Below are 19,815 nucleotides of genomic sequence, written 5' to 3'. Positions count from 1 at the left end.
TGGATGTCCAGCATCCATACCCCGGTCTACCGCTTACCGAAACATCAACTACCGCCGGTTGAATCTGGTGGTTTGCTCTCGCGGTCCCGTCTGGGTGAGGGGAGGCCGGTAGCGTGTGGCTGGTTGATGGCAGCCCAGTCCGCTATGCCGCGTGTGGCGATGTTGCGGGCTGCGATGTGGTCGGCGTGTCCAGCGAGGCCACACCTTTTGCAGACGAACCGGCCCCGCGCCGGCCGATTCGCCCTGGACACCCACCCGCAGTCCGGGCAGGCCTGCGAGGTTTAGGCGGGGTCGACCAGGATGAAGGCGACTCCGGCTCGGGCGGCCTTGTAGCGGGTGAAGGTGATCTGCCTGTCACAGCGTCCTCACTCACCGCACACATTACCGAACGTGACCGAGCCTTTCCATACTGTTTTCGAAAGGAGGGGTGGCGCTGCTCCCGGCCTCGAAGGACCGGGTCCCCCGCGCCACCATTCAGATGAATGACTGTGCCTTGCGGCACACATGCTCTGACATGCCTTACCGTGCGCTTATCGCAGGTGTGGGCAGAATGAAGCAGCGGATCCGGAGAGAGGTGCCAGTCGTGCGAGTGCTGGTTGTAGAGGACGAGCGGGTGCTCGCCGATGCGATCGCGACCGGTCTGCGGCGCGAGGCCATGGCGGTGGACGTGGCCTATGACGGGGGCGGCGCGTTGGAGCGCACCTCCTACATCGACTACGACGTGATCGTCCTGGACCGCGACCTGCCGGTCGTGCACGGGGACGAGGTCTGCCGCCGCCTGGTGGAGCAGCGTACGTCCTCGCGCATCCTGATGCTGACCGCGTCCGGCGACGTCGACGACAAGGTGGAGGGGCTCGGCCTGGGGGCCGACGACTACCTGGCCAAGCCGTTCGTCTTCGTCGAACTGGTCGCCCGGGTGCGGGCGCTCGGCCGCCGGTCGGCGCCGGCCCTGCCGCCCGTCCTGGAGCGGGGCGGGATCCGGCTGGACCCGGGCAAGCGGCTGGTCGAGCGTGAGGGTAAGGAGGTCATCCTCACCAAGAAGGAGTTCGCGGTCCTGGAAGAGCTGATGCGGGCGGAGGGCGCCGTCGTCAGCCAGGAGGACCTGCTGGACAAGGCGTGGGACGAGAACATCGACCCGTTCACCAACGTGGTGCGGGTGACGATGATGACCCTGCGCAAGAAGCTGGGGGATCCGCAGGTGATCGAGACGGTGCCCGGAGTGGGATACAAGTTGTGACTCAACGGCCGGAGCGCGAGGCGATGCCGACGCATCCGATGATCAGCCCGCACTCGGAGCGGGCCGTGGCGCGGGCGGATCAGGCGCCGCCGCCGAGCGGGCCGCCCGTCTGGGACGGCCCGCCTCCACCGTCGTACGCCCGGCCGCAGCGGACCCCGATGGAGCGGGTCAAGGAGCTGCCGGGCAGGGTGAGCATCCGGTGGCGGCTCACCATGGCCTACAGCGTGCTGTTCTTCGTGGCGGCGGTGGTGCTGGTCTTCTCGATCTACGCCATCGTCGGCACGGCGATCACCAGCGCGTGGCCGGAGCTCAGGACGGACAACGTCGACCCGACCATCGCGCGAATCATGATCGCGACGTGGTACTCGGCCAAGAACGAGACCGTCACCAGCGCCCGCGACGCGCTGCTGCAGAGCTCCTTCATGGCCCTGGCGGGTGTCGGCATCTTCGCGGTGATGCTCGGCTACTTCGTCGCCGACCGGGCGATGCGCCCCGTGAGCCAGATGACGGCCACTGCCAAGAAACTCTCCGAGAGCACCCTGGCCCATCAGCGCATCGATCTGGAGGGCCCGGACGACGAGCTGAAGGAGCTGGCCGACACCTTCGACGCCATGCTCACCCGGCTCAACATCGCCTTCGACACCCAGCGAAGGTTCGTCGCCAACGCCTCGCACGAATTGCGCACACCGCTCACCATCAACCGGACGGTCCTGGAGATCGCCCTGTCCGATCCCGAGGCGTCACAGGACCTCAAGGCGCTCGGCCGTACCCTGCTCGAAGTCAACGCGCGCAACGAGAAGCTCATCGAGGGACTGCTGCTGCTCGCCAGGAGCGAACGCGAGCTGGCGGTACGCAAGCCGCTGGACGTCAAGGACGTCGCCCAGACGGCCGTTGAGCAGGTGACTCCATTCGCCGAAGATAACGGCGTAACCATCACCACCGAACTGGTCAGCGCGCCTACCATAGGCGATCCGGTGCTCTTGGAGCGGTCCGTCAGCAACCTGCTCGAGAACGCCGTCAAGTACAACATTCCGGAAAACGGAAAAGTATGGATCCGAACGGGAATGGTAGACGGTGCGCTGGTTGTTCAGGTGGCCAACACAGGGCAGCATGTCCCTGCGTACGAGGTGAACAGCCTGTTCGAGCCCTTCCGGAGGCTCCACGCGGATCGTGTGGATTCGGCGAAGGGATCTGGTCTTGGGCTGTCCATCGTTCGTGCTGTTGTGCAGGCGCACGGCGGAAATGTGACCGCCGTGCCGCGGGAGGGCGGAGGACTTGTGGTGACCATTCGGCTGCCGAGCCGCTGATCCGGCGTGTTGCACCACGGCGGGCGTCTCGTTCTCGCCGCACATGTGGTTGGATGTGCCGTCGAACACGGTGGGGCATGCCGCCAAGGCTGTGGGTTTCGCCATATTTGGCTAACCATTGCCGACGGCAGCGGGTCCTGACGTGTTGGGAGGTTCATGGTTCCTTCCTGCTGGGTACCGATGCAAAAATTCCCCCGGCAGAACGGGCACAAGATGAGGCTCCCGGGCGTTAGAAGACGCGCGATGAGCGCGAAGACGTATAGATGAGGGGGATGGAGCAAGCACGATGGCTACCGATTACGACAGCCCGCGCAAGACGGACGACGACCTGGGGGAAGACAGCCTCCAGGAGCTCCAGGCGCGGCGCACCGACAAGTCGTCGGGCAGTATCGACATCGATGAGACCGATCTGGCCGAGTCGCTCGAACTACCCGGTGCCGACCTGTCGAACGAAGAGCTCAGCCTGCGCGTGATCCCGCGCCAGGCGGACGAGTTCACCTGCTCGCGTTGCTTCCTCGTGCACCACCGCAGCCAGCTGGCCTCCGAGAAGAACGGCCAGCAGGTGTGCCGGGAGTGCGCCGCCTGACGAAGGAGGAGGCTCCGCGTGGCCGCACCTGAGAAGGACAGGCAACCAGGCGACGAGATCGCCGACCCCGATAAAGAGGTCGGCGAGCTCGTAGGTCGGCTCGCCGACTCCGGTGAGCTGGAGCCGGCCGAGCGGCGACGGCTGCTCGGCCGTCTAGCCCGCGCTCTGGCCTCCGGCGCGCGCAAGACGCGTGAGACCGGAGTGGGGCGTGGACGCTGGCTGGCGGATGTGTTCATGAACATCGCGCCCCGCATCCCCATCAGAGACCTGCACACCCTCTCCGAGCACCACCACGGCCTGACCGGCGAGCAGCTCGCCGACGACCTGGTGCGCACCGCCCAGAAGGCGACCATGACGGTCGGCGCCATCGGCGGAGCGCTCGCCGCGGCCGAGTTCGCGGCCCCACCCCTCCTTCTCTCCGCTCCGGCCCAGCTCGTCGCCGAGACCATCGTGGTGGCCGCCATCGAGGTCAAGCTGCTGGCCGAGCTTCACGAGGTCTATGGCGTACGCGTCTCGGGCACCGGCACGCAGCGTGCGGCCGTCTTCGCCGCGGCCTGGGCCAAGCAGCGTGGCGTCGACCCCCTCGCGCCCGCCTCCGTCACCCTCGCGCTCGGCGCGGCCACCAAGACCGCCCTGCGCAACCGCCTCATGCGTACCCTCGGGCGCCACCTGACCACGCTGGGCCCGTTCCTGACCGGCGCGGTCGCCGGTGGAGCGCTCAACCGGATGGCGACCAAGAAGGTGGGTGAGGCCATCCGCGACGACCTGCGCGGCAAGCTGCCGCCCGGCAGCCGCTCGCCGGAGATCCGGCCTTAGGACGCCCGCTTGGGCGCGACGGCTCTGGCACGACCGCTTCGGGACGCCCGCATGGGGACGACCTCCGCCGGCCTAATGATCCCGCTTGTCGATGACTCGCCGGAGTTTGCCCACTGAGCGCTCCAGCGTCTCCGGGTCCACCACCTCGACCTCGACCTGGACGCCGATCGTGTCCTTGACGACCCTGCGCAGCGTCTGCCCTGCCTCTGCGCGGGCCTCTGTGCCCTCCTCCAGGCCCGGTCGCGCCTCGACCCTGACCGTCATCACGTCGAGCCGCTCCGGTCGGGTGAGCCGTACCTGGAAGTGCGGGGACAGCCCCGGTACGCGCAGCACGATCTCCTCGATCTGGGTGGGGAAGACGTTCACCCCGCGCAGGATGATCATGTCGTCGGTACGGCCCGTCACCTTCTCCATCCGCCGGAACGCCGGCCGGGCGGTGCCGGGCAGCAGCTTGGTCAGGTCGCGGGTCCGGTAGCGGATGATCGGCAGCGCCTCCTTGGTGAGGCTGGTGAAGACCAGCTCGCCCGACTCGGCGGGGGCCCCGGTGAACGGGTCGACGGTCTCGGGGTAGAAGTGGTCCTCCCAGACGTGCAGGCCATCCTTCGACTCCACGCACTCGTTGGCCACGCCCGGCCCCATCACCTCAGACAGGCCGTAGATGTCGACGGCGTCCAGGTCGAAGCGGTCCTCGATCTCCGCGCGCATCTCCTCGGTCCAGGGCTCGGCGCCGAAGACGCCGACGCGCAGCGAGCACGCGCGGGCGTCCAGGCCCTGCCGGTCGAACTCGTCGAGCAGCGCCAGCATGTACGACGGCGTGACCATGATGACGTCCGGCCGGAAGTCGGTGATCAGCTGTACCTGGCGGGGCGTCATGCCACCGGAGACCGGTACCACCGTGCAGCCCAGCCGCTCGGCGCCGTAGTGGGCGCCCAGGCCGCCGGTGAACAGGCCGTAGCCGTACGAGATGTGCACGATGTCGCCCGGTCGCCCGCCCGAGGCGCGGATCGAGCGGGCCATGACCCCGGCCCAGACGTCGAGGTCGTTCTTGGTGTAGCCGACCACCGTGGGCTGCCCGGTGGTGCCGCTGGAGGCGTGCACCCGGGCCACCCGCTCCCGTGGCACGGCGAACATGCCGAAGGGGTAGCAGTCGCGCAGGTCCTGCTTCGTGGTGAAGGGGAACTTCACCAGGTCGCCGAGCTCCTTGCAGTCGGCGGGGTGAACACCGTGCTCATCAAACTTTTGCCGATATTTCGGGACATTTTGGTAGGCGTGGTGGAGTGTCCATTGGAGGCGCTCCAGCTGGAGCGCCATGAGCTCGTCGCGCGAAGCCCGCTCGATCGGGTCGAGGTCGCCGGGTTGAGGGGCGGCGCCGAGTCTCATCTCATCTCCTTGCTGCGGCCACGGAACTCCGCGACCACCTCGCCGTCGGCCTTCTTCACCGTGATGTCGTAGATGCCGCTGCGGCCGTAGCGGGTACGTTCGGCGGCCTCGGCCGTCAGCACGTCACCCATCCGGGCCGGCGCCACAAAGGTGATCTCCGCCCCCGCCGCGACCGTCACGGGGCCATGGCTGTTGCACGCGCAGGCGAAGGCGGTGTCGGCCAGCAGGAAGACGTAGCCGCCGTGGCACAGCGCGTGCCCGTTGATCATCCGCTCGGTGACCTCCATCCGGCACACCGCCCGCCCGGCCCCCAGCTCCGTCAGCTCGATACCCAGGGCCGCGGAGGCGGTGTCGGCGTCCATCATGCGCCGCGCGCTCTCCAAGGCAGGTCTCCCTCGCTCAACTGACCGACTGTTCGGTAAATACTCCACCGCCCACCCTGATCTCTGTCAAGAGACGCCCGAAGCCCTCCGACACCCACGACCTTCTCGTCCCCGGAGGGGTGTCCCTCCCAAGGGTCCCCAGCCGCCACGGACCGTCTCTTTTCCCTCCCCCGAAGGGGGTTTCTCTCCAAGGGGCCTCAGCCACCGCCGACCGTCACACGGATCGAGACGGTCGGGTGACGAACCCACTCAGTGACCGCCGCACTAGGAGATATGTGCGATTCGCGTTTGTTTGTGCAGGTCCTGGGCAAGGTCACTACGGCGCCGCTCGCCGTGCGTGAGTTCGCGGCATTGGACCGCTCCCAAGTCCTGGTAAAGACCCTGGGCGCGGAAGCGGGGCGAGGTCTGGATCGTCAGGCCGGCCGCCCATGTCGCCGCGATCATCTCCCAGGCGGAGCCCCGAGCGGGTGGCCGCCACCATGTGCCGTGTCCCGCGGCACATGAAGGATGGACTCTAGGAGGACCTGGGTGAGTGGCCGTAACTCGTTTATGATCGTCGCCAACCGGTTGCCGGTGGATCGAACGGTCGAGCCGGACGGGACGGCCTCATGGCGCAGGAGCCCGGGCGGGCTCGTCACCGCCATCGCTCCCGTCATGCAGCGCCGGCACGGCGCTTGGCTGGGCTGGCACGGCGCCGCCGACGAGCGCTTGGAGCCTTTCGACCAGGACGGCATGAGCCTGGTCCCGGTGCCGCTGTCGGCTCGCGAGGTGGAGCTCTACTACGAGGGTTTCTCCAACGCCACGCTCTGGCCGCTCTATCACGACGTGGTGGCGCCGCCGGTCTTCGATCGGGGCATGTGGGACGCCTACACCACCGTCAACCAGCGCTTCGCCGAGGCCGCGGCCGAGGTGGCGGAGGAGGGGGCGGTCGTCTGGGTGCAGGACTACCAGCTCCAGCTCGTCCCGGCCATGCTGCGCAGGCTCCGGCCGGACCTGCGCATCGGCTTCTTCCTGCACATCCCGTTCCCGCCGGTCGAGCTGTTCTGGCGGCTGCCGTGGCGCAAGGAGCTGGTCGAAGGGCTGCTCGGGGCCGATCTGGTGGGCTTCCAGCTGCCCGGTGGCGCCGCCAACTTCCGGCGGCTGTGCCGCAGGCTGCTCGGCCTGCCGTACAAGGGGAACGAGATCTTCCTCGACGACCGGATCGTGACCACGCAGGCGTTCCCCATCTCGGTGGACTTCGCCGAGCTCGACACGATGGTGCGCCAAGAGCACATCATGACCCGCGCCAAGGAGATCAGGGCGGAGCTCGGCGATCCTGAGCACGTGCTGCTCGGGGTGGACCGGCTGGACTACACCAAGGGCATCGGGCTGCGGCTGGAGGCGTTCGGCGAGCTGCTGAAGGAGGGGCGGCTGCAGCCCAACGAGGCGGTGTTCGTGCAGATCGCCACGCCCAGCCGGGAGCGGGTCGAAGAATACCGGCGGCTGCGCGACGACATCGAGCTGCAGGTCGGCCGGATCAACGGCGAGCACGCGATGCTCGGCCTGCAGCCGATCCAGTATTTCCACCAGTCGTACGGCCGCGAGGAGCTGGCCGCGCTCTATCTGGCCAGCGACGTCATGGTGGTCACGCCGCTGCGTGACGGGATGAATCTGGTCGCCAAGGAGTACGTCTCCTGCCACCACGATCTGCGGGGGGCGCTCGTCCTCAGTGAGTTCGCGGGGGCGGCCGACGAGCTGCGGCAGTCGTACCTGGTCAATCCGTACGACGTCGAGGACGTCAAGCGTCAGATGATGACGGCGATGCGGGCCACGCCGCACGAGCTGTCCCGGCGGATGCGTACGATGCGCCGCCGGGTAGCCACCTACGACGTGGACCGCTGGGCAGGAGAGTTCCTCAATGCCCTTGAGACACCTGCTTTACCGTCTTCCACGCCTCATACCGCTTCTTGGCGGTCCGGTTGACCACGATCTGCGCCACGGACATCCCGACGCCCATCACCACGGCGTAGCCGATGGCCTCGCCCATGCTGACCTCGGGTGAGTCGGTGTCGATCGGCGGCTCCTTGCCGGTGGTCTTCACCCAGACGAACCCGAGGATCTTGCGTGCCGCCCAAGCGGTGGCCAATCCGACCAGTCCCCCGATGACCCGCCAGGCGAGGTCAGGCTTGTCGTCTGCCATCCGAACGTCTCCTTCCGCTATGTAACGAACCCTAGTCTGTAACGCTTCCTGGGCCGGTGAAGCCGTACCATAAGGAGGCATGAATCAGCAGCGACTACGCCATGCAGCCATGCCGGAGAAACCGACTCTCGACGGCTTGGAGAAGGTATGGGTAGAGCGCTGGGAAGATGACGCCATCTACCGGTTCGACAGGTCCAAGCCGTGGGAGCAGATCTACTCGATCGACACCCCGCCTCCGACCGTCTCCGGTTCCCTTCACGTGGGTCACGTCTTCTCCTATACGCACACCGACACCATCGCCCGTTTCCAGCGGATGCGCGGCCGCGAGGTCTTCTACCCCATGGGTTGGGACGACAACGGCCTGCCCACCGAGCGGCGGGTGCAGAACCACTTCGGCGTCCGCTGTGACCCTTCGGTGCCCTATGACCCGGACTTCACACCTCCGGCCAAGCCCGATCCCAAGCGGCAGGTCTCCGTCTCGCGCGGCAACTTCATCGAGCTTTGCGAGCGGCTGACCCTCGAGGACGAGAAGGCGTTCGAGGAGCTGTGGCGGCGGCTGGGGCTGTCCGTCGACTGGTCGCTGACGTACGCGACCATCGACGGCGGTGCGCGGGCCGCCTCGCAGCGGGCCTTCCTGCGCACCCTGGCGCGCGGCGAGGCCTACATGGCCGAGGCGCCGACGCTGTGGGACGTCTCCTTCCGCACCGCCGTCGCCCAGGCGGAGCTCGAGGACCGCGAGTGGCCGGGGGCCTTCCACCGGGTCTCCTTCTACGGCGAGAAGGGGCCGGTCTGGATCGAGACGACCCGGCCCGAGCTGCTGCCCGCCTGCGTCGCCCTGGTGGCGCACCCCGACGACGAGCGGTACAAGCCGCTGTTCGGCACCTCGGTGCTGACGCCGCTGTTCGGGGCCGAGGTGCCGGTGCTGGCCCACCACCTGGCCGAGCCCGACAAGGGCTCCGGCATCGCGATGGTCTGTACGTTCGGCGACCTCACCGACGTCACCTGGTGGCGCGAGCTGGCGCTGGAGACCAGGCCGATCATCGGCAAGGACGGCCGCCTGCTGCCCGAGCCGCCCGAGGGCGTGGAGCAGGAGCCGTACAAAGAGCTGGCCGGCAAGACCGTCCACAGCGCGCGCGAGCGCGTCGTGGAGCTGCTGCGCGAGTCCGGCGACTTGGACGGCGATCCGCGCGCCACGAAGCGGATGGTGAAGTTCTACGAGAAGGGCGAGCGCCCGCTGGAGATCGTCACCACCCGTCAGTGGTACATCCGCAACGGCGGGCGCGACTCCCAGCTGCGCGAGCAGCTCCTGGCCAGGGGCGCCGAGCTGCGCTGGCACCCGCCGCACATGAAGGTCCGCTACGACAACTGGGTGCGGGGGCTGGCCGGCGACTGGCTGATCTCCCGGCAGCGCTTCTTCGGCGTGCCGATCCCCGTCTGGTACCCGCTGGACGCCTCGGGCGAGCCCGACTACTCCCGCCCGCTGGTGCCGTCGGAGGACCTGCTGCCGATCGACCCCTCCTCGCAGGTGCCCGACGGCTACACCGAGGACCAGCGGGGCGTGCCGGGCGGCTTCATGGGCGATCCGGACATCATGGACACCTGGGCGACCTCGTCCCTCACGCCGGAGATCGCCGGCGGCTGGGAGCGCGATCCCGATCTGTTCGCCCGGGTCTTCCCGATGGACCTGCGGCCGCAGGCGCACGAGATCATCCGCACCTGGCTGTTCTCCACCGTGGTCAGGGCGCATCAGGAGTTCGGCACGCTGCCGTGGCGTGACGTGGTCATCGCGGGCTGGATCCTCGACCCCGACCGCAAGAAGATGTCCAAGTCCAAGGGCAACGTCACGACGCCGCTCGGGCTGCTGGAGGAGTACGGCTCCGACGCGGTCCGCTACTGGGCGGCCAGCGGGCGGCCGGGCACCGACACGGCGTTCGACACCGGGCAGATCAAGGTCGGCCGGCGGCTGGCCATCAAGATCCTCAACGCGTCGAAGTTCGTGCTCGGCTTCCCGGAGTCCGAGGCGGCGGTCACCGAGCCGCTCGACCTGTCGATGCTCGCCCAGCTCTCAGAGGTGGTCGAGGAGGCCACCCAGGCGTTCGAGGGCTACGACTACACCCGGGCGATGGAAGCCGCTGAGCGCTTCTTCTGGGCGTTCTGCGACGACTACCTGGAGCTGGTCAAGGCCAGGGCCTATGAGAGCGGCCCGGCGGCCGCCTCGGCGCACGCGGCGCTGCGCCAGGCGCTCGACGTGCTGCTGCGGCTCTTCGCGCCGTTCCTGCCGTTCGTCACGGAAGAGGTCTGGTCCTGGTGGCGGCCGGGCTCCGTGCACCGCGCGGCCTGGCCGTCGATCCCGGCGGGCACGAGCGACCCGGCGGGCGCGGGTGACCCGGCGGTGCTCGCCGTGGCCTCCGACGTGCTCGGGCGCATCCGCAAGGCCAAGTCGGCCGCCAAGCTGTCGATGCGCGCCGAGGTCTCCCGCCTCACCGTGTCGGGCCCCGAGATCGCCCTGGTACGGCTGGCGCAGGACGACCTGTGCGGCGCGGGCAACGTCGAGGAGTTCGTCCTCGACGAGGGTCCCGAATTCGCCGTCGAGGTGACGCTGGAGGAGCAGTAGCCGCTAGTAGTCGCACACCCCCGAGGGGAAGATCGCCTCAAGGCGGCCCTGCTCCTCGGGGGACGGGCGCCACGAGCCGTACAGACCGCGCGCGATGGCCCTGGACACCGGCTGCAGGCGGCACTTGTAGACGCCGCCCTCCAGCGGACCGCCCGCCACCACGCGGGAGGTGGAGTAGAGCGGGAAGCGCGCGGTGCAGGCACCGGCGGCGCGCTGGTCCAGGATGCCGTCCCACACGTGCGGACCCGCGGCGATCTGCGCCCCGGAGCTGGTGAAGCAGCGGTCCACGGCCGCTGGGGGCTTGTTGCCCGCCACCCCGCGCCACGGGCGCGAGCGGATGTTGGCCATCCACTGGTCCATCACCTGCAGCGCCTCGGGCGTCTGGTCGAAGGCCGGCCCGTCGGGGCGGGCGTCGGTGAACCAGATGACCTGGTTGCCGGCGTTGCCGTCGTAGTTCAGCATCCGCTGCCGCGAGACGAACGACTGGTGCGAGTCGTGCATGTCGAGCTGGTCCTCGAGATAGTGGCGCCAGTCGATGATCGGGATGGCGATGTCGCCCCTGAACACCAGCCCGCTACGCTCCACGTTCTTGATCGCGATCGGGTCGCCGGTACGCCGTGGGGCCGGGTCGCCGGTGCGCATGTTGCGCGAGCTCCACGGGTCGAACTGGGCGGGGTCCTGGCAGAGGGAGGAGGTGAACGGGCAGCCCTCGCGCACCATGTCCTTCGACTCCTTCCAGGAGCCGGCGCGCGCGTTGACGTCGAGGAACTCCGCGGGCGTGATCACGCCCTTCACCAGCGCGCCCAGGCCGTACTGGACGCCGACGTTGTCCCAGGTGGAGCGGGCGTAGCCGTCGGGGGCCACGCCGTAGATCTCGCGCAGGTCGTCCCAGTGCGTCCACTGGATCGTGTCCTTGACGCCGGGCGGGTCCATCTTGGCCCACTCCGGATCTTTGTTGGAGGTCCACAGGGGGTTCATGGTCAGCGGGGTCAGCCCGCGCCAGCCCTTGACGCACTCGTCGGAGCCCGGCTTGCCGGTGTAGGGGTTGTCGACGGTGTCGCTGGCGTTCATCCCGATCAGCGCGGTCCGCGCGTCCCAGGAGGCCCAGCGCGGGTTGTGGTCCATGTAGCGTTCGAGCAGTTCGCAGTCGCCGACGTGGATGGTCTGGGTGACCATGTCGGGATAGGAATACTGCGGGATCGCCGCGTCGATCACCGCGGTGCCGTAGTTCTGGCCGTAGAGGTACTGCTGGAGGGCGCCGCCCGAGGCGCCCACGCCGACGGTGTAGAGCGGCGCCCCGTACTTCTCGATGAAGCGCTCCTTCACCATCAGCGCGGTCTCGCCGCCGAGGATGAGGTTGTAGTGCGTGGAGGTGCGGGTGCCCGAGGAGTACAGGATCGCGTAGCCCTTGCCCAGCCCGTACGCGTCGAGCGCGCTGCCGCCGATCGTGCCCTGGTCATGACCGATCCCCACACCCCCGTCGAAGCGGTAGATCGCCCGGCCGTTGTAGCCGTCCTCCAGCATCGCGATGGAGTAGAGGAAACGGTTGATCACGCCGCGCTCGCGGCGCACCACGAAGTCCACAGTCCGGCCGTCGAGCGTGGTGGTGGTCGACATGTCCGCGGGGCGCGCGGCGGGCATCGTCTTGAACGCGCCGTCCGTCGCGCGGTAGAGCCGCTCCGTCAGCACCGGCGCGAAGCAGTCCCTGCTCCAGCCGCCCGTGGTGCGCATGCCCTGGCCGTCCTGGTTGTCCGCGACGGGCGGGCCGAGCCCGCTCCGCTCGGTCTTGCACAGGAAGGGGTACTGGTGCGGCCCCGAGAAGATCGGTCCCGAGATCGGGTGGTTGCGTAATTTCAGGGTTTCTTTGAACGGCCCCGCCAGCGCCTTGATCGTGTTGTCGCCGTCGATCAACCCGGTCACCAGGCCGCTGAACGACTGGCCGCCGGGATCCGGTTTGAAGGACGCGGTGACGTCCTCGCCATTGCGCAGCACCTTGAGCCGCATGCCCTGGCTCACTCGTACCCTGACCAACGCGTCCCCGCCACTCACCTGGTCGGCGCGGCTCGACAGCACGTCGAGCGCGGGTTCGCCGCGCGAGGCCAGGGCGGGCACCGGGGCCGCCACGAGACACGCGATCACCGCGGTGATCGCGCTCACCTTAACCAACGCGACGGTCCTCATGTGCATGACGGTGACATGTGATCATGCCGTTGCCCAGACCCGATCTTTTATCCATGCGCACATATGTCCGTGACGTGCCAGTCTTGAACACGTGCTGACCGACCGCCCAAGCAAGCTCGTGCCACCCGTGCTGGCCAAGATGGCGGCATGGTGCCTGTGCCTGATCCTCGTCGGCGTGGTCGTCTACTTCTTCGTCCAGGGCATCGCGCGGCTCAGCTTCGTGGCCCTGCCGGTCGCCATCGCCCTGCTGCTGACCGCTCTGCTGTTCCCGCTCACCAGGAACCTGCGCGAGGCGGGCATGCGCCCCATCTACGCCACCTGGATCACCATGCTGGTGGCCCTCGCGGTGCTCGTCGGCACCGGCTGGCTGGTCGGCGCGCGGGCCACCGAGGAGTTCCCCAACCTGGTCCAGCAGGTCCAGTCCACCGCCCGCGACGTTCAGAACTGGCTGATCACCGGCCCGCTGCACCTCAAAGAGGCGCAGATCACCAGCTACGTCGACGAGATCGCGACGATGGTCAACGCCCAGCGCACGGCCATCACCAGTACGGTCCTGACCGCCGGCGCCGTCGCCTTCGAGGTACTCGCGTCTCTCGTGCTGCTGCTGTTCGTCTCGTTCTTCCTGCTCAAGGACGGCGACCGGATCTGGTCGTGGTTCCTGCGGGGGTTCGGCTCGATGGCGCCGCGCGTCGACCGGGCGGGGCGGGCCGCCTGGACCACGCTCTCCCACTATGTGCAGGGCACCGTCGCGGTCGCCGCCGTACACGGCGTGATCATGGGCATCGTGCTGGCCGGCATGGGAGTGCCCCTCTGGGCGCCGCTGGCGGTGCTGATCTTCTTCGCCAGCTTCATCCCGATCGTCGGCATCTTCTTCGCCGGTACGATCGCCACCCTGGTCACGCTGGGCGCCAAGGGGCCGCTCTACGCGTTGATCTTCGTCGGCATCCTGATCGTCGAGCAGCAGCTGGAGAACCACGTGCTCCAGCCGCTCATCGTCGGCCGGGCGCTCAACTTCCACCCGCTGGCCATCATCCTCGTGCTGTCCGTCGGCGGCATCCTGGCCGGCATCGCAGGAGCGGCGGTGGCCGTCCCCGTGGCGGCGGTGATCTACCGGGCGCTGCCCGAACTGTTCCACAAACCGCCCGCCCTGCCACCCGGGCCCACTCCGGCACCCGCCCCGCAGCCGTCTCCGCCGGCTTCGGGTTCTCCCGCCGAGGACGATAGTCCGCCTGGCAGCGAGTAACCTCATCACCCGTGACCACCTCGCCACGGGATCTCGGAGATCGGCGGCCGTCTCCCCGCTCTCACGAGGGCTCCCGGCGGCACGACACTCCACCCGCCCGCCCGGTGCGACGGGATCGCGGGCGGAAGGGCGTACCTTGAGGCTGAGGGGGCGCATCGCCGCCGAGCACCATGACCATGAGGTGAACCCTTGACCGACGTGCAGGTCCTCATCCAGCGACTCGACGACGGGCTGCCGGTGCCGTCCTACGCCCATCCGGGCGACGCGGGCGCCGATCTCTACGCGGCCGCGGACGTCGAGCTGCTGCCCGGAGAGCGGGCCATGGTCGGGACGGGCGTCGCGATCGCGCTGCCCGACGGCTACGCCGCGTTCGTGCACCCTCGCTCGGGCCTGGCCGCCAGGCACGGCGTCACGCTGGTCAACGCGCCAGGCACGGTCGACGCCGGCTATCGCGGCGAGATCCGGGTGACGGTGATCAACACCGACGCCAAGGAGCCCTTCCGCCTGAGCCGCGGTGACCGGGTGGCCCAGCTGGTCGTCCAGCGCGTCGAGCGGGCGGCCTTCACCGAGGTGGAGCAGCTGCCCGGCTCGGCCCGCGGCACCGGCGGTTTCGGATCAACAGGACGTTAACCAGGGAGAGTGAGCACAGTGTTCCGACGACGCCGTCGTGAGCAGCCGGATCAGGCGGCAGAGCAGCAGGCATCCGCCGCCCCAACGCGCGAGTCCGGCCCGTGGGACGCCGACGAGCCCCACCCCGAGACCGACAGGATCGACCTCGGCGGGCTGCTCCTGCCGCACAACCCGGACTTCGACCTGCGGCTGGCCTCGGTGGGAGACCAGAACGTCGGGGTCGTCGCGCTCTACGAGGAGAGTTCGCTCCAGCTCCAGGCGCTGGCCGCGTCCAAGAGCATGGGGCTCTGGGACGAGGTCAGGGCCAAGATCCGGGCCGGGGCCAAGGACCTCGTCGAGCAGGAGGGCCCCTACGGACCCGAGCTGATCGGCGAGATCGCCGGCGAGGGCAACACCACCCGCAAGGCCCGCTACATCGGCATCGACGGGCCGCGCTGGTTCGTACTGGCGATGATCAGTGGCCGCGCCGCGCTCGACGAGAACGTGGCGAACGTCTTCCTCGACTTCATCAAGGACGTCGTGGTCGTGCGGGGCACCGAGCCGATGGCCCGGGAAGAACCGATCACGCTGCGCCGACCCAACGAGCAGGGCGCCGAAACGGTCGACAGCCAGGGGCTCAACCCGTTCAAACGAGGTCCCGAGATCAGCGAGATTCGCTGACCGCCCACATCACGTAGGCTGAGTCATCATGAGTACGGCAGAGCCCCCCAAACGCGGGGGATTGCGCGGGTTCTTCAGTCGGCTGGCCTCCACCCAGTCCGAAATCGAAGCCCAGGAACTACGGGAAGACGTCGACGAGGTCGGCGCGACCCCGATCGTCTCGTGTGGCGGCCGCCGCCGCTTCTGCGTGGCCGGTACGCTACGTACCGTGACACTGCGACCCAGGGGCGGCGCGCCCGCCCTTGAGGCCGAGCTCTACGACGGGTCCGACGTCATCGACCTGGTGTGGCTCGGCCGCCGCAAGATCGCGGGCATCGAGCCCGGGCGCACCGTCAAGGCCGAAGGCCTGGTCAGCATGCAGGACGGGCGCAAGGTGATGTTCAATCCTCGATACGAGCTGCGCCCAGGGAGTTGATCAGGTGAGTGCTGAGGCGGAAGAGGTCGCCCACGACACCGTGGAAGCGGCGGTGCGAGCCCAGCTCGCCAAGGCGTTCGGGGGAGTGCGCGGAATCATCGAGGCGGCGGTGCCGACCATCGCGTTCACGCTGTCATGGATCATCAGCGAGGATCTGAAGACCTCGCTCATCGTCAGCATCTCGCTGGCGGTCCTGCTCCTGCTGGCCAGGATCGCGCAGCGGTCGACGCCGCAGTTCGTGATCAACAGCCTGATCGGCATCGCCATCGGCGCGTTCTTCGCCAGCCGCACCGGCGACGCGAAGGACTATTTCCTGCCCGGCATCCTGTGGAACGCCGGCTACTCGGTGGCGATGCTGCTGTCGATCGTCACCCGGTGGCCCGTGGTCGGGTTCCTGATCGGCTCGGTCACCGGTGACCCCACCGCCTGGCACAAGGATCCGGGCATCGTGAAGCTCTGCGTCAAGCTCACCTGGCTGCTGATGCTCCCGTGCGTGGTCAGGGTGGCCGTGCAGCTGCCCGTGTGGCTGCTGGGCGGCGGTGACGAGGCCGTGGCCGCCCTCGGCCTGGCGAAGATCGCGATGGGCTGGCCGCTCCAGGTGGCCGCGCTCGGCGCGATGCTGTGGCTGCTCGGCAAGGGGCGAACGCCGATCAAGTCGCCGGTCGCCCCCGCCTGACGTTTTTCAGTGTTGTGAGAGCAGGTGCGCCAGCTCCTGCTCCACCTCCTGGTTGGCGACGAAGAGGAGTTCGTCGCCTGCCTCGAGCGGGTCGTCGTTGGTCGGCACCAGCACTCGGCCCTCGCGCAGGATCGCGACCAGCGCCGAGTCATTGGGCCACGGCACCGAGCCGGCCCGCTGGCCCACCACGGGCGCGTCCTCGGCCAGGGTGAGCTCGACCAGGTTGGCCTGCCCCTGACGGAAGGTCATCAGGCGCACCAGGTCGCCGACGCTCACCGCCTCCTCGACCAGCGCGCTCAGCAGGCGCGGCGTCGAGACCGCCACGTCGACGCCCCACGACTCGTTGAACAGCCACTCGTTGTTGGGGTGGTTGATCCTGGCCACCACGCGCGGCACGCCGTACTCGGTCTTGGCCAGCAGCGACACCACGAGGTTGACCTTGTCGTCCCCGGAGGAGGCGACGACGACGTGGCAGTTGTTGAGCCCCGCCTCATCGAGCGAGGCGATCTCGCAGGCGTCGGCCAGCAGCCACTCCGCCCGTGGCACGCTGTCGATCTTGATGGCCCTGGGGTCGATGTCGATCAGCAGGACCTCGTGGCCGTTCTCCAGCAGCTCGGCCGCGATGGACCGGCCCACGGCCCCCGCTCCGGCGATGGCGACGCGCATCAGTGGTCCTCTTCCGGTGCCGCCGCGAGCACCTTGTTGATCCGGTCCATGTCGCTCTCTGTGGCGATGACGTGCAGCACGTCGCCGTCCTGGATCACGGTGTCGTCGGCGATGACCAGGGCCTCGCCCATGCGGTTGAGGTAGGCGACGCGGACCCTGCCCCGCTCCTCCAGCTCGACGGCCCGGGTGCCGATCCAGCCGGTGTGCGCGGCGACCTCGGCCAGGACCACAGTGCCGGTGGGGTCGCGCCAGAGCGGCTCGGCGCCCTCGGGCAGGATGCGGCGCAGGATCTGGTCGGCGGTCCATCGCACGGTCGCCACCGTCGGGATGCCGAGGCGCTGGTAGACCTCGGCCCGCCGCGGGTCGTAGATGCGGGCCACCACATTGTCGACGCCGAACGTCTCGCGCGCCGCCCGCGCCGAGATGATGTTGGAGTTGTCGCCGCTGGAGACCGCCACGTACGCGGAAGCGGACTCGATGCCCGCCTCGGTGAGCACATCGCGGTCGAATCCGACACCGGTCACCCGGCGCCCCCGGAAACCGGCCCGCAGCCGGCGAAACGCCTGCGGATCCCGGTCGATGATCGCGACCGTATGGCCGTTGTCCTCGAGGATGTGAGCCAAGGTCGAACCGACCCGGCCACATCCCATGATCACTATATGCATACTCCCCCGCACTTCGCGGTCGGCCGGTTGCTCGACACCAGTATGGCGCGATAAGGGAGCGCAACGTCGGCGCCCCTACAGCGGGGGGCTAGCATCTCGTAACGTGGCGAAGGTAACGGATCTTGTCAAACGCGTGCTGGTGGGCCGGGCGCTGCGCAGCGGCCAGCTCCACGAGCAGCTGCTGCCCAAACGCATTGCCCTGCCGGTCTTCGCCAGCGACGCCCTGTCCTCTGTGGCGTACGCGCCGCAGGAGATTCTGGTCATCCTGTCGCTGGCCGGAGTGTCGTTCTACGCCTACAGTCCATGGGTCGCGATCGCCGTCGTGGTCGTGATGCTCACGGTGGTGGCGTCGTACCGGCAGAATGTGCACGCCTACCCCAGCGGTGGTGGCGACTACGAGGTGGCCACCACCAACCTGGGCAAGAACGCCGGCCTGACCGTGGCCAGCGCGCTCATGGTCGACTACGTGCTGACCGTGGCGGTGTCGGTCGCCAACGGCGTCGACTACGTGGGCGCCACGATCCCCTTCGTCGGCGAGCACAAGCCGGCCGTCGCCATCGTCATCGTCGTCCTGCTCACCGTGGTCAATCTGCGCGGTCTGCGCGAGTCGGGGGCCGCCTTCGCCGTCCCGACGTACGCGTTCATGATCGCGGTCCTGGGGCTGATCGCCTGGGGCGGCTTCCGGCTGCTGGTGCTCGGCGACGAGCTGCAGGCGCCCAGCGCCGGGTTCACCATCGACGCCGAGCAGACCAACCTGACCACCTTCGCCGCCGCCTTCCTCATCCTGCGCGCCTTCTCCTCCGGCTGCGCGGCGCTGACGGGCGTCGAGGCCATCAGCAACGGCGTGCCCGCCTTCCGCAAGCCCAAGAGCAAGAACGCCGCCACCACGCTGCTCATGATGGGCCTGGTCGCCATCACCATGTTCGGCGGCATCATCGCGCTGGGCCTGGCCTCGGGCGTGAAGGTGGCCGAGCCGTCCGTGGTGGCCACGGACCTGCACGGGCCCGACGGGCAGCCGGTCGGGCCCGGCTACTACCAGCAGCCGATCATCTCGCAGGTGGCCGACGCGGTCTTCGGCGGCGGCTCGCTGCCGTTCGTGATCATCTCGGCGGTCACCGCGCTCATCCTGTTCCTGGCCGCCAACACCGCCTTCAACGGCTTCCCGGTGCTGGGCTCGATCCTGGCCCAGGACCGCTACCTGCCGCGCCAGCTGCACACCCGCGGCGACCGGCTGGCCTTCTCCAACGGCATCGTCATCCTGGCGCTGGGCGCGTGCCTGCTGCTGTGGGGCTTCGACGCCGACGTCAGCCGCCTGCTGAACCTGTATATCGTCGGCGTCTTCGTCTCCTTCACGCTCAGTCAGATCGGCATGGTCATCCACTGGACCCGCCATCTCAAGACCGAGACCGACCCCAAGATCCGGCACCAGATGCATCGCTCGCGGGTGATCAACTTCTTCGGCGGCATCATGACCGGGCTGGTGCTGGTCGTCGTACTGCTGACGAAGTTCCTGGTCGGCGCCTGGATCGTGTGCTTCGCGATGCCGATCCTGTTCCTCATGATGAAGGCCATCAGGCGCCACTACGACAACGTGGCGGCCGAGCTGGAGATCACCGAGGAGTACGACGAGTCGACGCTGCCGGCGCGCAACCACGCGATCGTCCTGGTCTCCAAGATCCACAAGCCGACGCTGCGCGCGCTCGCCTACGCCCGCGCCACCCGGCCGTCCACGCTGGAGGCGATCACCGTCGGCGTCGAGGGCGCCGAGGCGCGGCAGCTCCAGGACGAGTGGGAGCGCCGGGGCATCCCGGTGCCGCTCAAGATGCTCGACTCGCCGTACCGGGAGATCACCCAGCCGATCCTCGACTACGTCAAGACGCTGCGCCGCCGCTCGCCGCGCGACGTGGTCACCGTGTTCATCCCCGAGTACGTCGTCGGGCACTGGTGGGAGCACCTGCTGCACAACCAGAGCGCGCTGCGGCTGAAGGCGCGGCTGCTGTTCAAGCCGGGCGTCATGGTGACGAGCGTGCCGTGGCAGCTCCACTCCTCCGATCGGCTCAAGGGCCGCCCCGAGCCGGCCGCCCCGGGTGCCTCGCGCCGGGCGGGACATCAGGTGGTCAAGAAGCAGGTCAAGGCCGGAGACCACTCCGCGTAACGGGCTAAGTCCGGAAAGTGGC

Annotated in this window: 19 protein-coding genes and 1 pseudogene; 12 read left to right on the top strand and 8 right to left on the bottom strand. The window is 68.6% G+C overall.

The features are described from left to right. Nucleotides 1–44 precede the first annotated feature (44 nt). A pseudogene (locus ACIBO2_RS57365) lies at nt 45–269 on the bottom strand (zinc ribbon domain-containing protein); the annotation flags it as partial. 314 nt (nt 270–583) lie between these two features. Here ACIBO2_RS57365 and ACIBO2_RS57360 point away from each other — a divergent pair. Beyond that, nucleotides 584–1,237 (top strand): response regulator transcription factor, encoded by a 654-nt coding sequence (locus ACIBO2_RS57360; RefSeq protein ID WP_225289202.1) that lies wholly within the window; start codon nt 584–586, stop codon nt 1,235–1,237. Nucleotides 1,238–1,316: 79 nt separating this feature from the next. Here ACIBO2_RS57360 and ACIBO2_RS57355 read toward each other — a convergent pair whose 3' ends face one another. Continuing rightward, complete coding sequence (locus tag ACIBO2_RS57355) at nt 1,317–1,451, bottom strand: hypothetical protein (protein ID WP_358549253.1); 135 nt, start codon at nt 1,449–1,451, stop codon at nt 1,317–1,319. Here ACIBO2_RS57355 and ACIBO2_RS57350 point away from each other — a divergent pair. From ACIBO2_RS57350 to ACIBO2_RS57340, 3 genes are all read left to right on the top strand, one after another. After that, nucleotides 1,450–2,544 (top strand): HAMP domain-containing sensor histidine kinase, encoded by a 1,095-nt coding sequence (locus tag ACIBO2_RS57350; RefSeq protein WP_358549250.1) that lies wholly within the window; start codon nt 1,450–1,452, stop codon nt 2,542–2,544. The genes ACIBO2_RS57355 and ACIBO2_RS57350 overlap by 2 nt on opposite strands. A gap of 286 nt (nt 2,545–2,830) precedes the next feature. Then, on the top strand, nt 2,831–3,130 hold the full coding sequence (locus ACIBO2_RS57345; RefSeq protein ID WP_020542847.1) for a DUF4193 domain-containing protein: 300 nt from the start codon (nt 2,831–2,833) through the stop codon (nt 3,128–3,130). Nucleotides 3,131–3,148: 18 nt separating this feature from the next. After that, on the top strand, nt 3,149–3,946 hold the full coding sequence (locus tag ACIBO2_RS57340) for a hypothetical protein (protein WP_358549247.1): 798 nt from the start codon (nt 3,149–3,151) through the stop codon (nt 3,944–3,946). Nucleotides 3,947–4,018: 72 nt separating this feature from the next. On the opposite strand, the gene paaK is transcribed toward ACIBO2_RS57340, so the two are convergent. Both paaK and paaI read right to left on the bottom strand, forming a co-directional pair. Beyond that, on the bottom strand, nt 4,019–5,326 hold the full coding sequence (paaK, locus tag ACIBO2_RS57335; protein WP_397305224.1) for a phenylacetate--CoA ligase PaaK: 1,308 nt from the start codon (nt 5,324–5,326) through the stop codon (nt 4,019–4,021). Beyond that, a complete protein-coding gene (paaI, locus tag ACIBO2_RS57330) occupies nt 5,323–5,691 on the bottom strand; it encodes a hydroxyphenylacetyl-CoA thioesterase PaaI (protein WP_225289841.1) in 369 nt (122 codons plus the stop codon). The genes paaK and paaI overlap by 4 nt, the downstream gene beginning before the upstream one ends. Nucleotides 5,692–6,237: 546 nt before the next feature. Here paaI and ACIBO2_RS57325 point away from each other — a divergent pair. After that, nucleotides 6,238–7,671 carry a trehalose-6-phosphate synthase gene (locus tag ACIBO2_RS57325; protein WP_358549243.1) on the top strand — a complete coding sequence of 478 codons (1,434 nt, stop codon included), beginning with the start codon at nt 6,238–6,240 and terminating at the stop codon, nt 7,669–7,671. On the opposite strand, the gene ACIBO2_RS57320 is transcribed toward ACIBO2_RS57325, so the two are convergent. After that, entirely contained in the window at nt 7,604–7,888 is a 285-nt protein-coding gene (locus ACIBO2_RS57320) for a DUF4235 domain-containing protein (RefSeq protein WP_357940820.1), read from the bottom strand. The two genes, ACIBO2_RS57325 and ACIBO2_RS57320, sit on opposite strands and share 68 nt — an antisense overlap. A 79-nt stretch (nt 7,889–7,967) precedes the next feature. Here ACIBO2_RS57320 and valS point away from each other — a divergent pair, with 79 nt between their 5' ends. Then, nucleotides 7,968–10,502 carry a valine--tRNA ligase gene (valS, locus tag ACIBO2_RS57315; RefSeq protein WP_397305223.1) on the top strand — a complete coding sequence of 845 codons (2,535 nt, stop codon included), beginning with the start codon at nt 7,968–7,970 and terminating at the stop codon, nt 10,500–10,502. Between the two features lie 3 nt (nt 10,503–10,505). Here the strand turns inward: valS and ACIBO2_RS57310 are convergent, their stop codons facing one another. After that, nucleotides 10,506–12,683, bottom strand: a complete 2,178-nt coding sequence (locus tag ACIBO2_RS57310; RefSeq protein WP_397305222.1) for a DUF6351 family protein — start codon at nt 12,681–12,683, stop codon at nt 10,506–10,508. A gap of 91 nt (nt 12,684–12,774) precedes the next feature. On the opposite strand from ACIBO2_RS57310, the gene ACIBO2_RS57305 reads away from it, so the two are divergent. From ACIBO2_RS57305 to ACIBO2_RS57285, 5 genes are all read left to right on the top strand, one after another. Next, nucleotides 12,775–13,926, top strand: coding sequence for an AI-2E family transporter (locus ACIBO2_RS57305; protein WP_358549234.1), 1,152 nt, complete (start codon nt 12,775–12,777; stop codon nt 13,924–13,926). Nucleotides 13,927–14,115: 189 nt separating this feature from the next. After that, the gene (dut, locus tag ACIBO2_RS57300; protein ID WP_357940828.1) at nt 14,116–14,556 is read left to right on the top strand and encodes a dUTP diphosphatase; all 441 of its coding nucleotides are present in this window, start codon (nt 14,116–14,118) and stop codon (nt 14,554–14,556) included. A gap of 9 nt (nt 14,557–14,565) precedes the next feature. Beyond that, nucleotides 14,566–15,216 (top strand): DUF3710 domain-containing protein, encoded by a 651-nt coding sequence (locus tag ACIBO2_RS57295; protein WP_358549231.1) that lies wholly within the window; start codon nt 14,566–14,568, stop codon nt 15,214–15,216. A gap of 28 nt (nt 15,217–15,244) precedes the next feature. After that, a complete protein-coding gene (locus ACIBO2_RS57290) occupies nt 15,245–15,631 on the top strand; it encodes an OB-fold nucleic acid binding domain-containing protein (RefSeq protein ID WP_214635894.1) in 387 nt (128 codons plus the stop codon). Nucleotides 15,632–15,635: 4 nt separating this feature from the next. Beyond that, on the top strand, nt 15,636–16,307 hold the full coding sequence (locus ACIBO2_RS57285) for a DUF3159 domain-containing protein (protein WP_358549228.1): 672 nt from the start codon (nt 15,636–15,638) through the stop codon (nt 16,305–16,307). 6 nt (nt 16,308–16,313) lie between these two features. Here ACIBO2_RS57285 and ACIBO2_RS57280 read toward each other — a convergent pair whose 3' ends face one another. Both ACIBO2_RS57280 and ACIBO2_RS57275 read right to left on the bottom strand, forming a co-directional pair. After that, nucleotides 16,314–16,973, bottom strand: a complete 660-nt coding sequence (locus ACIBO2_RS57280; RefSeq protein WP_357642476.1) for a TrkA family potassium uptake protein — start codon at nt 16,971–16,973, stop codon at nt 16,314–16,316. Next, entirely contained in the window at nt 16,973–17,638 is a 666-nt protein-coding gene (locus ACIBO2_RS57275) for a TrkA family potassium uptake protein (protein ID WP_357642478.1), read from the bottom strand. The genes ACIBO2_RS57280 and ACIBO2_RS57275 overlap by 1 nt, the downstream gene beginning before the upstream one ends. Nucleotides 17,639–17,741: 103 nt before the next feature. Between ACIBO2_RS57275 and ACIBO2_RS57270 the strand changes: the two genes are divergently transcribed. Continuing rightward, a complete protein-coding gene (locus ACIBO2_RS57270; RefSeq protein WP_358549225.1) occupies nt 17,742–19,793 on the top strand; it encodes an APC family permease in 2,052 nt (683 codons plus the stop codon). Nucleotides 19,794–19,815 lie beyond the last annotated feature (22 nt).

The sequence above is a fragment of the Nonomuraea sp. NPDC050022 genome, assembly GCF_044460705.1.
Taxonomy (GTDB): domain Bacteria; phylum Actinomycetota; class Actinomycetes; order Streptosporangiales; family Streptosporangiaceae; genus Nonomuraea.
Note: the sequence above shows the minus strand (reverse complement) of the source record. Positions and strands in the feature narration are given on the sequence as shown.